This window comes from Paludisphaera borealis, from assembly GCF_001956985.1.
Classification (GTDB): domain Bacteria; phylum Planctomycetota; class Planctomycetia; order Isosphaerales; family Isosphaeraceae; genus Paludisphaera; species Paludisphaera borealis.
In genome coordinates this window covers 3,842,879-3,854,510 of the sequence record NZ_CP019082.1, presented here as the reverse complement: position 1 = coordinate 3,854,510, position 11,632 = coordinate 3,842,879, and the positions used below count along the sequence as shown (strand labels likewise).

Sequence of the window (11,632 nt, the reverse complement as noted above, 5' to 3'; positions counted from 1 at the left end):
ATGTCTCACCATCCCTGAAAGGCGCAGCGCACCCAATATCCAGAGGGAACGGACTGATAACACCCTATATCGACCAACTACCGCAAATTCTGTAGCTATCCTGAATTATCATTAATCTTCCTTCAGGCGCAATGTCGGGCGAGAGCAAAGGGGTTGGTGTCGGTCGGGCGGGGCGATAGCGTAACGGGGGCGGTCGCGTGGCGGCCGGCTTGGGGGATTCGAGGGAGGGAGGGGATGGGAATGGGGCCGATCGAGGCGCCGTGGGGCGCGGACGGGGTTTTGCGGCTGGAGTTCCCCGACGACTGGCGGGTGGGCCGTGAATCGGTCGTCGAGCCTGATCTGGCCGGGGCGGTCGCCGATTATCCGTCGGCCCTGGAAGCGGCGCTTGACGCGCCTTTGGACTCGCCCCGGCTGGAAGAGTTGGTGCGAGGCGGGTCGAAGGTCGCCCTGGTGGTGGACGATCCGTCGCGGTGGACGCCGGTGCGCGAGGCCTTGCCGATCGTCTTGCGGCGGCTGCACGACGCGGGGGTGGTTGAGCGGGACGTGACGATCAGCGTGGGGGTCGGCCGCCATCACGCGGTCGACGACCAGGCGATGCGGCGGCGGCTGGGCGACGACGTGGCGGCCCGTTACGCCTGTTTCAGCCCACCGGTCGACGACCTTTCCGCTTACGAAGACCTGGGGACGACCTCGCAGGGGGTTCCGATCCGCGTCTTCCGACCGGTCGCCCAGGCCGACGCGCGGATCTTGATCGGGTCGGTTTTGCCGCATTTGCAGGCGGGGTTCGGCGGCGGCTACAAGCTGATCTTCCCGGGGACGAGCCATCGGACGACGCTGGGCGCCCTGCACCGCCAGGGGTTGTCGGCCGACAGCGACGCCGGCCGGCTGCTCGGCGGCTGCGCGTCGGGAAACCCGATGCGGCGGGCGATCCACGAAGCGGCGGGGCGGCTCGGGCCGTGCGTCTCGATCAGCCACCTGATCGGCTCGCCCGGCATGATCTTCGGGGTGGTCACGGGCCGTCCCGAATCGGTTCAGGACCGGCTGGCGGCGGCGGCCAAGGGCCGGTTCGAGGCCCCCCCCGCCCTCCCCGCCGACGTCGTGGTGGTGGGCAACCACCCCTGGCCCGGCGACCCGATGCAGAGCTTCAAGGTGTTGCTCCACCACCGGGCCGCGAGCCGGCCGGGCGGGGTCCTGGTCGGCCTGTTCTGGACCGATCCCGACGAGATCGACCGCTCGATGCCGCGATCGGCGATGCGGCTGATCGCGGGCTCGGGGGCTCCCGGCGGCTGGGCCATCCGCCGACTGGTCCCACTGACCGAACGCATCCTCTCGACCACCGGCTCGCCGGCGGCCTTCATGCTCCGCTGGGCCCGCGAGCTGGTCGTCGACCGCACCGTACTGGTCTACTCGCCCCCGCTGTACGACCGAATCGGCGGCCGGCTCGGACCCGTCCGCCTGTTCGGCGACCAGGCCGAACTCTGGCGCGTCGCGCGGCGGTCGCTCGGCGCGTCGAGCCGTGAACCGACCGTCCGCGTCTTCCCTCGGGGGGGCCTGACCTACGCCCCCCAGCGCGAGACGACCTGAACCTCCTCACGAAGACCGTCCGACCCGACCGCGCGGCGCCGGAATTGCCGGATCGTTAAGCGTTGATGGTCGACGCCTTTCGCCGGCCTCTCGAACGCCCTCTCTGGGAGACGCGACCCATGCTGTGCGCGACGATCGGTCTGAATGTGATTTCCCTCGTGCTCGCCGCTTTTCCCGCCCCGGTTTCCAGGGCCGACGACGCCCTCAAGGCCGAGGATCTGGTCGGCGGCTACGAGATCGTTTCGGGCGAGAAATTCGGCGTCAAGGAGCCCGACGAGCGGATCAAGGGCTCGACCGTCCAGTTCACCAAGGACCGGGTGGTCGTCATGGACAAGGAAGAAAAAGAGGTCTACGGCGCGACTTACGAGCTGAAAGCCGGCGAGCACGGCGTCGGCAAGATCACCCTGACCAGCAAGCTCGCCGCCGACGAGAACCAGATAGCCCAGGGCCTGATCGAGAAGAAGGGCGACAAGGTCCGGCTCATCTACGCGCTGCCCGGCGGCGAGATCCCCCGCGAGTTCAAGACGAAGGACAAGCAGTTGCTGTTCGTCCTCAAGAAACACGCCGACTGACCATCGCGAGAGCGGACCGGCCGCGTCTGGGAATCTCGGCGCGGCGAGGTACGCTCCCCCGTTCAAATCGTCCGCCGATCTGATAAGCTCGCCTCGGGAATTTCGTCATCTTGGCATCAGCGCAAGGACCACACATGAGACGATCTTGGATTGCGGCGCCGGCGGCTTCCGCCTTGCTTTTGTTCGGCATGACGGGCCCGTCGAAGGCCGACGACGCGAAGGCCGTCGAGATTCTCGACAAGGCCGTCAAGGCGTTGGGGGGCGAGGAGAAGCTGGCGAAGATCCAGGCCGCGTCCTGGAAAGCCGAGGGGAAACTGACCGTGAACGGCGGCGAGGGCAAGTTCAACACCAGCGTGACGTTCCAGGGCGACGATCGCATACATATTGATTTCGACGCCGAGTTCGGCGGCAACCCGATCAAGGGCTCGACGATCGTCAACGGCGACAAGGGCTGGAGGAAGTTCAACGACAACCAGCAAGACCTCGGCGCCGACGACATCGCCCGCGAGAAGCGGACGCTGTACCTGATCGTCTCGCCGGCCCTGCCGACCCGCCTCAAGGGCAAGGGGTTCAAGGTGTCGGCCGACGGCGAGGAGAAGGTGGGCGACAAGCCGGCCGACGTCCTCAAAATCGTCGGCCCCGACGGCAAGGACTTCCGCCTCTTCTTCGACAAGGAGAGCGGCCTGCCCGTCAAGGCCGTGGCCCGTGTCGCCGGCTGGAACGGCGAGGAGTTCGAGCAGGCGAGCCTGTTCTCCGACTACAAGGACTTCGGCGGCGTCAAGCGGCCCACGAAGGTCGTCAGCACGCGCGACGGCGAGCCGTTCATCGAGCAGACCGTCGTCGACTTCAAAGTCGAGGAAAACCTCCCCGCCGAGACCTTCGCCGAGCCCAAGTGAACGGGCGCGGCATCGTCCCGGGTTGCGAACAGCCATCAAAACAGGCTGCCACGAGCATACTTTCTCCTCTTGCGCCTGCAAGGGGAGAAGGGATTTCTGCCTCGGCTCGTGTGAATCTCCAAGGAAAACCGCGATAAGGAAGACCGATACATCCCAAGGACACTTCCTAGCATCGTGATAGCAACCCAGCGATGCGTCGATGCGTTCAAGCGTCGAGGGAGCTGCGTTCTCCAGTTGGGAACTCGTGTCGCGGGGCGTTTCCCGGCGGGCGCGGCGCCGGATTTGCCTCGATTTGTTTACTGGCATGTGTCCCGACGGCAAGAGTCCGCGACGCGAAGACCGACTCGACTCGATTTACGGAGTTGCTCGATGAAGATTCAAACCTTGTCCGATCTGATGATCGACGTTGTCCGCGACACGTTCGACGCGGAGAAGCAACTCCTCAAGGCGCTTCCCAAGATGGCCAGGACGGCGTCGAGCCCGCACCTTCGCAAGGCGTTCGAGAAGCATCTGGAAGAGACCAAGCTCCACGTCCATCGTCTCGAAGAGGTTCTCGAACTGCTCGGCCAGCCGATCCGCGCCAAGAAGTGCCGCGCGATGCAGGGCCTGCTCGACGAGGGCAAGGAGATCCTCGAACTCGATGCGCCGCCGGACGTGAAGGACGCCGCCATGATCGCCGCCGCGCAGAAGGTCGAGCACTACGAGATCGCCAGCTATGGCTGCCTCTGCACCTGGGCCGGCCTCCTCGGCGAGATCAGGATCAAGAAGCTCCTCGGCGATTCGCTCGCGGAAGAGAAACGGACCGACGACCTGCTCACCGAGATCGCCGAGAACGTCGTCAACGCGGTGACAGTCGCGCACTGACGCACGGTCCCGATGGCTCCTCAGCGCCGCGCGCCGCGGTTCGAGGCTGTGGCGTAGGCGTCGAGGATGCCGGTGCGGCCGGGGTGGATCGCTTCCAGGCCGAGCCGCGACTGGACGGCGTAAGAAAGCCGCTGGCCGGCACCGTAGAGGATGACGAGTCGCGGCTCGTCCGGCAACGAGAGCAGCTCGTCGATGTCGGTGAGGTCGAGCTGGGGCAGGTTCGGCAGTGCGGTGCGGAGGATGAACCGGAGCCGACCGCCCGGGTAGGGCGCGTCGAGCATCGACGCGGCGGCGGCCTCGTCGGACGGCAGGGCGAGGACCGAGTGCGGGCTGACCACGGCGACGACGTGGAACGGCTGCTCGCGGTTCCGCCGCAGGATCATCGTCCGCAACATCAGCAGGTCGTTCGTCTCGCTGTGGCGGAAAACGACTTCACGGACCCCCGCGCCGACGGCCACGGCCAGCGTCGCGAGCAAGAACGCGGTCAGCACCCGGCGCTGGCGGTCGTCGCGGCCGCGCGCCCAGCGGTCGAGACCGCGCGTCAGCAGCACCGAGATCACGATCAGGTCGAAGGTCACGTGCAGGCCCAGGATCGTCGCGGCGCCCGCCCGGCCGTTGAACAGGTCTTCGACGCCCCCCCGCAGCTCCTCGCCGGCCCACCATGCGATCGCCAGCGCGGTGGCCGGCGCCAGGCCGACCAACGCCCGCACCGAAACCCGGCGGTTGACCAGGTCGGCGACCGTCGACGCCGCCAGCAGATTGAGCGGGACGAGCAGGAACAATTCGAGCGACGGACGCGGGCCGTTCGGCCACAGCGACAGCGCCAGGGCCGACACCGCCAGCCAGACCACCCAGAGCGAGCCGCCGATGGTCTCGCGGTCCTCGGTCTCGGCGGTGAGCGCCAGGCGGATCATCCGGACCGCGCCGTAGAGGCCCAGGGGGAGCGTCACCGGCGACAGGGCGAGCAGCGTTGCCAGCAGGTTCGCCGAGCCGGTCTCCCAGCCCACCGGAGGCGCGTTGAGGGCGGCCACGGCGTCCCATCCGTGATTATAGATCATATACAGCCGCCAGGGCGCGGCCGTCGCCAGGGCGACGCCCAGCGCCAGGAGGACGTCGCCGAGCCCGCCGCCGACCTTGCACCACGACGCCAACCGGGCGTTTCGAGTCCGGGGGCGGAAGCTCGGGTCGGCGTCGGCGCCGGCTCGCAGGTAGACCTGATGGAGCAGCACCACGGGGATGACGAGCAGCCCCAGCCCCTCGACCGCCAGCAGCGACAGCCCCAGCGCCAGGCCTCCGACCATCGTCCAGAAGGCCGCCGCCCCCCCCGCCCCGGCCGATTCGATGACGCACTGGGTCCGCCGGCCGTAACAGAACAGGCAAGCGAGCGCCCCCGCCAGGGCCAGGGTGCTGGGGGTGACTTCCTGCATCCGCAGCAGCAGGTGGGGGTTGAAACTCATCAGGAGGGCCGCGGTGAACCCCACCCCGCCCCCGCGCCAGAGTCGGCCGTGGAAGTACATCAGGATGACGACGATCACGCCCGCCATATAGCTCGGGAGCACGCACGCGAGCGGGTCGCAATCGCCGCTAAGGGTCAGACCGACCGCCGCGAGCCACGCGTACAACGGCGGCTGGAGCGCCACGCTCCGGAAGCCGGCCGACTCGCGCACCGGTTTGATGTCGTCCGCCGCCGCCGTCTGGTCGAGCTTCAGGCCGTCGACCACGGCCATCGCCCGCAGTCCCCAGAGCGGTCCTGGAAGCGTCAGATCCCACGACCGCAGGGCCGCCATGCCGGGCAAGACCGCGAGCAGGACGACCAGCGGGAAGAAGATCGCCGACCGCGGCGCGGGACGGACGAGCGGCCGGGGGGCGTGCACCGCCGTCGGGGCGAGACGAATCCGCTTCAAGGCGTCCACTCGCGTAGGTCGCAGCACACGCGTTCCCATCGTGATACTGGCTCTGAACGGGAAAGTAGCCGATCCTTCGTCCTCAGCCGGAGCCCCGGCGGACGATCTTGACGACGTGGTCGTGGTCGAACCATACCACAAAGCCGCCGATCGGGGGATAGGCGTTCGCTCGGTTCCCAGGTGCACAGCATCATCCTCTCGTCGCGGACCGATCGTGATGTGCGTCCATGCGATCCGTTATCGACCATCGGCATGCGCCCGATTCACCCCATCCGCCGGTTTTCCTCCCGAGCCGAGCCCGAACGATTGAGTAAGCCTTCATGCTTCTCTGCGAACGCCGCGTGGGTGCAGCGTCGCGCGGGGATGCGCACCGGCCTGCGCGACGGAGGCCGGGGAAGCCCGGCGGGCGCGAGTTGCGGCGGCGAGCGGCGAACGGCATCGCGTTTGCTTAACTGTGGCGTGTACGTCGAGATGTGAACGACGGATTCAACAGGACGAGCCGATGCGCGTCGGGACCGGGATGTTCGGCGGCCGGCGGCGCGTCTGAGTTCCGAATCAACATGTTTTCGTCGGAGCGTCTTGCTTTTCGCTTGCCGTATTTGATGGTGCCAGGGACCGTTCGCGCCGCGGCGTGTCCGCCTCCGGTACGCATTTCCTTCCATGAAAGGGTCAATCGCCATGTTGCGCTGGGCTATCGCCTTCTTCGTTCTCGCGATCATCGCGGGGCTACTGGGATTTGGCGGACTTCAAGGAGACCTGGCCTACATCGCCAAGATCCTGGTGTTTGTCTTCCTCATCCTGTTCATCGTCTCGCTGATCTTCGGCCGGTCCGGCCCGCCAGCGGTGTAGCGTGGTTGACTCACGGCCGCGAACAGCGATCCAACGAGGCCTTCGCGAGCACGCCTTCTCCCCTTGCGGGAGAAGGCTGCCGAAGGCCGGATGAGGGGTTGATCATAACAGTCTTCTCTTCAACCGCGTCGGCGATCGAGGACCCCTCATCCGTCCCTGCGGGCTGCCTTCTCCCGCAAGGGGAGAAGGGAAGCGAACTCATCCCGGCCGCGACTCCACAGCAATCAACACGTGGAGGTCAGGCGTCGATCGCGGCGCCTCCTCCTTTTATTCGCCGCGCGGCGTGGCGAGGATTTGAGGAAGCTTCCGAATGATCGGGCCGATCCGTCGCAGAACGATCCAGGCGAAGACCGCCAGCAGCGCCAGGAGCGGAATCCAGATCGCCCAGCTCACGGCTAACAGCACGAGGCCCTTGCCCAGGTCCGTGAGGCTCAGGACCGAGGCGTGCCAGGTGCGGGCGATCTGGGTTGGGAAGTCGGCGACCACCGGGGCGGCCGGCGCGAACTTGTCGCGCTCGCGGACGTTCAGCGTCAGCGTGGCGAGCGACGACAGGTTTTCGAGCACCCGAATTCGGCCCTGCATCTGTTCGATCTCGCCGCGTACCCGGCTCAGCTCGATCTCGATCTTCAGCACGTCTTCGAGCTTGCCCGAGCGTTCCTGGAGGATCTTGTTGAGCGTCTGCTCCTCGACCTTCTTGTTCTTGATCCGCGCCTCGACGTCGTAGAACTCGGCGGTGACGTCCTGCGAGGTGCGGTTGAACTGCGCCAGCTCGCCCATCGGCTTGACCGCCTCGACGAACGAATCGAACCGCTCGACGGGGATGCGGAGTTTCCACCGCTCCGTCCGCTGGGCTCCCGGCGAGCCCGTCATGGTCTGCTCGGAGATGTAGCCTTGAGCATCCTCGACTAGCTCGGGGACCCGCTTCGAGGCCGGTTCGATGCTGTCGACCAGCAGTTCGAGCGTCGCGTCGTAGACGACCTTCCGTGAGATCCCCGACGCGTTGGGAGGAACGGCGGCGTCGGATAGCTGGAGGACGGCGACGGTCGTCGCGACGGCGCCGTCGGCGACCATCATCCCCTTCCTGGAGCCCATCATCCCGCCCATACCCCCCATCCCCTGCCCCGCCATCTCGGTCCGTTTCGCGACCGCCACGCTCGGAGACTCCGCGGCGGCCGGGATGGAAACCGTCGCCGTGGACTCCCTGGCCGATTCATAGCCGCAACCGATCAAGGGGACGATCCCGCACGCCGAGACGAGGAGAAGACGCCGCATGGTCGTGAGCCTTTCGTCAGGACCGTCCTGGAAGCTTCAGAAGTGGGACGACGAGAAGTTAGACGCACGAGACGAGGATTTGTTTGCGACGGCTCTGCGAATTCTCGCCCAGACGGCTCGGAAGCAGTGGCGCCATGATGGCTTGTACCTCTAGGCGTAGTTCCGCATCCAGAGTTCGAGCATCACCAAGGCCCAGAGGCGGTGTCCGTGCTCGCGGCGGCCGGCGACGTGGTCGTCGACGAGGGCGTGGACGGCTTCGGGGCGGAACAGGCCGCGTTCCAGGGTCGAGCGGTCGAGGAGGATTTCGGACAGCTCGGCCCGCAATTCCTTCTGGAACCAGCGGCCCACGGGGACGCCGAAGCCCATCTTCCGGCGCGTCTGGATCGGCTTGGGGATCAGGTCGGCGAACGCCCGCTTGAGCACGACCTTCGACCGTCCCGGCCGGAACTTCATCTTGCGGTCGAGCGGCATGGCCGAGGCCAATTCGACGACTCGATGGTCGAGGAACGGCCCCCGGCATTCCAGGCTGTGCGCCATGCTCGCCATGTCGACCTTGAACAAAAGATCGCCGGGCAGATACATGAGCACGTCGCTGACCATCGCCTGCGTCACCGTGTCGCGGCCCCGGGCCGACGCGAACGCGCGGGCGAGCAAGGCGGCGGGGTCGCCGAGGCGGGGGTCGGACAGGCTGGAAGCTTGCGAGGCCAGGCGGTCGAGCTGGTCGTTGTCGTAGAGCGAGAGTCGGGCGGTCTCGTCGAACGTCGTCATCCAGCCCAGGTAGCGGTCGCGGGCCGGCTCGTTGATCCTTTCGAAGATCCGCTCGACCGCCCGCAGCCGCGATTTCGCCTTCCCGGAACGAGGAAGCACGCGCGTCATCGTCCCGCCGAGCCACCGTCGCGGGCGGGCCGGCAGGCGATGGAACAGCTCGGTCACGGCGAGCGCCCGGTAGCGATCGTAACCGCCGAACAACTCGTCGCCCGCGTCGCCGGTCAGGGCGACCGTCACCGCGCGGCGGGTCTCCTTGGCGACGTGCCAGGTGGGCAGCGCCGAGCTGTCGGCGAACGGCTCGTCGAACTGCCGGGCGAGACCCGGGAGCGTCTCCCACGCCTGGGGTTCGACGACGAACGTGTGGTGCTCGGTGCCGAGGTGTTTCGCGGCCATCTCGGCGAAGGCGGTCTCGTCGTATGCGGCGTCGGGGAAGCCGATCGCGAACGTCTTCACCGGCCGGGTCGCGGCTTGCTGCATCAGGCCGACGATGATCGTCGAATCGATCCCGCCCGACAGGAACGCGCCGAGGGGGACGTCGGCGATCATCTGCTCGCGCACCGCGTCGCCCAGCGTCGCGCGAAGCTCGTCGGCGTCGTCCTCGAACGACCGCCGATTCTCGCGGTTCCAGTCGGGGCTCCAGTACCGCTCGATCCGCATCTCGCCGTCGTGCCAGACCGCGAAGTGCGCCGGCGGGAGCTTCTCGACCCCTTCCAGGATCGTCCTCGGGTGCGGCACGTAGCCGTAGGTGAGATACTGGTCGAGGGCGATCGCGTCGATCCGGCGCGGGATCTGGCTTTCAGGCAAGGCGAGCAGCGCCTTCAGCTCGCTGGCGAACGTCAGCCGGCCGCCGTGACGGCGGTAGACGAGCGGCTTCTGCCCCAGGCGGTCGCGGGCGAGCACCAGCGTGCGCCGGGGGGCGTCCCATATCGCCAGCGCGAACATCCCGCGCAGCAGGGGGAACATCCGGGTTCCCATGTCTTCGTAGAGGTGGACCAGAACCTCGGTATCGCCTTTGGATCGGAGCGTGTGCCCCTTGGCTTCGAGCCTATGGCGCAGCTCTTGGAAGTTGTAGATTTCGCCGTTGAAGACAGTCCAGACCGTCCCGTCCTCGTTCGACAGCGGCTGATGGCCCCCCGCCAGGTCGACGATCGCCAGCCGTCGAAACCCGAGGGCCGCGTGGTCGTCGCGATAAACCCCCGAATCGTCCGGCCCGCGATGGACGATCCGATCCATCATGGCTGTCAGGCGGTCTTCGCCCAGAGCCTCGCCGGCGTCATTCCAGACCGCCCCGCAGATGCCGCACATGGAGATTGCCTTTCGACGTCGATGCAACCGCCGGGAGCGTCTTCCCGGGCTCAGTTGACTCCATGGTTGCGACGGCCGGGCGTCGCGGTCCAGCGCGGTTTGGATTTGAGTTGGAATTGCATGCGGGTCGGAGCCGAATTCCCTTCTCCCGCAAGGGGAGAAGGCATGCTCGCGACAGCCTGTTTTGATTGTTTCAGCCGTCCCGATCCTGGGCGTCGTTCCAGAACTCGGATTCCATGGCGTCGAGTTCGACGTCGTAGATCTCGCGGAACGTATGCTTGAAGCGGCTTTCGCGACTCTCGTTGTAGAGGCGGAGGAACTTGTCGGCGCCGTGTTTCCGGATCAGGAACTCGACGAAGGCGCCGCCGAGGGGGTAGACGGGGCCGGCGTCGTGGTGGTACCACTTGGGCTCGGTGAGGGAGACGATCCCGATCGACGGTTCCTCGGTGTGTTGTTCGAGCGCCTTGGCGGCCAGCTCGTCCCGCGTCGCGCCGCTCTGCGACTCGGCCCAACCTTCGTGCAGGAAGGTGGGTGGGTCGGCATCGGCCGACCGCAGTGAGTCGAGCGCGGCGTGCGCCAACTCGTGACGGTCGATCCGGCCGTCGGCCGCCCAGTCGTTCGGGCTCTCTTCGCTGCCCAGGGCGATCTCGTGGACGCTCAGGCCGCCGAGGCCCAGCACAGGCAGGCGGCCGCGCACCCAGAGCACCTTCGATCCCGAAGTCGTCCCCAGCGTGCGCTCCATCGCGGCCATGTGAGCGTCCATCGCCTCGCCGTCTTGATGGGGGTTGTCGAGCACGTCGTACAGCATGACCAGGCGGTCGGTTTCCAGGCGGTGGGGATACTCGTACGACGATTCCAGCCGCATCAGGGCCGAGCCCGCCGCGACGCTCAGTTGCATCAGCAGGCTGCGCGGGACGTTGCGGCCTTGCCATTGCTTCGCGCCGTAGGCTCCCACGAGGACCCAGAACGCCAGCGGCGCCAGGGCGACGACCAGCCAACCCGCGACGGGTGCCCGGCGGGGGCCGTGCGCAAGCTGCTGAAACCCCAGAAACAGGGCGACCGCCTCGGCCGCCAGAAGCGCCAGGAGCGCCCCGACGACGATCTGATGGTACGGATGCAGGATCGTCGATCGACCGTAGACCCAGGCAACGGCGATCGACGCGAAGCCGATGAGCGACGCCGCCAGTGCGCTGCGGCGAGCCCGCTTGGTCGTGCTGCTTGGGTCCCGCGTCGCCTGTCCCGAAGGCCCGGGCTTGGGCGGAATCGCCGCGACCAGGCAGATCACGAAGATCACGCCGATCGCCGCCTGGAAGACGGTTCCGCTCAGGTCGCCGAACCGGACCTTCAGATACTGCCATCCCGACGTCTCGACTCCCTGGTCGAGAAACAGCGTCCGCAAGTCCTTCGGAACGAACGGCTCCTGCGCCTGCTCCGCCTGGCGGATCGAGGGGGCGTCGATCAAGAAACGCAGCGACGAAGCCTTCGCTCCCCACCACGCGACGAGCAGGGTCGCCGAGAGCGCGTACGCGACGATCGCCCCGATCAAGAATCGTTTCACCGTCTGCATCCTCCTTCCGGCGCGGATCGCACCTTGATGAAGATGATATGCGCCTTGCGT

9 protein-coding genes are annotated in these 11,632 nt (G+C 67.1%); 5 read left to right on the top strand and 4 right to left on the bottom strand.

Features of this window, described 5'->3' with window-relative positions; translation table 11 throughout:
• Positions 1-234: 234 nt before the first annotated feature.
• The 4 genes from BSF38_RS14970 to BSF38_RS14955 all read left to right on the top strand — a co-directional run bounded on the left by BSF38_RS14970 (position 235) and on the right by BSF38_RS14955 (position 3,916).
• Positions 235-1,584 carry a lactate racemase domain-containing protein gene (locus BSF38_RS14970; RefSeq protein WP_083712958.1) on the top strand — a complete coding sequence of 450 codons (1,350 nt, stop codon included), beginning with the start codon at positions 235-237 and terminating at the stop codon, positions 1,582-1,584.
• 119 nt (positions 1,585-1,703) lie between these two features.
• Entirely contained in the window at positions 1,704-2,156 is a 453-nt protein-coding gene (locus BSF38_RS14965; RefSeq protein ID WP_145952141.1) for a hypothetical protein, read from the top strand.
• A gap of 134 nt (positions 2,157-2,290) precedes the next feature.
• On the top strand, positions 2,291-3,052 hold the full coding sequence (locus tag BSF38_RS14960) for an outer membrane lipoprotein-sorting protein (protein ID WP_145952140.1): 762 nt from the start codon (positions 2,291-2,293) through the stop codon (positions 3,050-3,052).
• 369 nt (positions 3,053-3,421) lie between these two features.
• Complete coding sequence (locus tag BSF38_RS14955; protein WP_076346874.1) at positions 3,422-3,916, top strand: YciE/YciF ferroxidase family protein; 495 nt, start codon at positions 3,422-3,424, stop codon at positions 3,914-3,916.
• Positions 3,917-3,936: 20 nt separating this feature from the next.
• On the opposite strand, the gene BSF38_RS14950 is transcribed toward BSF38_RS14955, so the two are convergent.
• On the bottom strand, positions 3,937-5,820 hold the full coding sequence (locus BSF38_RS14950) for a glycosyltransferase family 39 protein (protein WP_145952139.1): 1,884 nt from the start codon (positions 5,818-5,820) through the stop codon (positions 3,937-3,939).
• A gap of 678 nt (positions 5,821-6,498) precedes the next feature.
• Between BSF38_RS14950 and BSF38_RS14945 the strand changes: the two genes are divergently transcribed.
• Positions 6,499-6,669: a DUF1328 domain-containing protein gene (locus tag BSF38_RS14945; RefSeq protein ID WP_076346870.1), complete on the top strand. Its 171-nt coding sequence runs from the start codon at positions 6,499-6,501 to the stop codon at positions 6,667-6,669.
• A gap of 267 nt (positions 6,670-6,936) precedes the next feature.
• Here the strand turns inward: BSF38_RS14945 and BSF38_RS14940 are convergent, their stop codons facing one another.
• From BSF38_RS14940 to BSF38_RS14930, 3 genes are all read right to left on the bottom strand, one after another.
• A complete protein-coding gene (locus tag BSF38_RS14940) occupies positions 6,937-7,941 on the bottom strand; it encodes a DUF4349 domain-containing protein (protein WP_076346868.1) in 1,005 nt (334 codons plus the stop codon).
• A 150-nt stretch (positions 7,942-8,091) separates the two neighbouring features.
• Positions 8,092-10,014 carry an asparagine synthase (glutamine-hydrolyzing) gene (gene asnB, locus BSF38_RS14935; protein ID WP_076346866.1) on the bottom strand — a complete coding sequence of 641 codons (1,923 nt, stop codon included), beginning with the start codon at positions 10,012-10,014 and terminating at the stop codon, positions 8,092-8,094.
• A gap of 193 nt (positions 10,015-10,207) precedes the next feature.
• On the bottom strand, positions 10,208-11,572 hold the full coding sequence (locus BSF38_RS14930; RefSeq protein ID WP_145952138.1) for a hypothetical protein: 1,365 nt from the start codon (positions 11,570-11,572) through the stop codon (positions 10,208-10,210).
• Between the last annotated feature and the right edge of the window lie 60 nt (positions 11,573-11,632).

Coding starts and splice junctions, on each gene's coding strand:
- BSF38_RS14970 (WP_083712958.1), top strand. CDS start 235: ATGGGAATGGGGCCGATCGAGGCGCCGTGGGGCGCGGACGGGGTTTTG.
- BSF38_RS14965 (WP_145952141.1), top strand. CDS start 1,704: ATGCTGTGCGCGACGATCGGTCTGAATGTGATTTCCCTCGTGCTCGCC.
- BSF38_RS14960 (WP_145952140.1), top strand. CDS start 2,291: ATGAGACGATCTTGGATTGCGGCGCCGGCGGCTTCCGCCTTGCTTTTG.
- BSF38_RS14955 (WP_076346874.1), top strand. CDS start 3,422: ATGAAGATTCAAACCTTGTCCGATCTGATGATCGACGTTGTCCGCGAC.
- BSF38_RS14945 (WP_076346870.1), top strand. CDS start 6,499: ATGTTGCGCTGGGCTATCGCCTTCTTCGTTCTCGCGATCATCGCGGGG.
- BSF38_RS14940 (WP_076346868.1), bottom strand. CDS start 7,941: ATGCGGCGTCTTCTCCTCGTCTCGGCGTGCGGGATCGTCCCCTTGATC.
- asnB (WP_076346866.1), bottom strand. CDS start 10,014: ATGTGCGGCATCTGCGGGGCGGTCTGGAATGACGCCGGCGAGGCTCTG.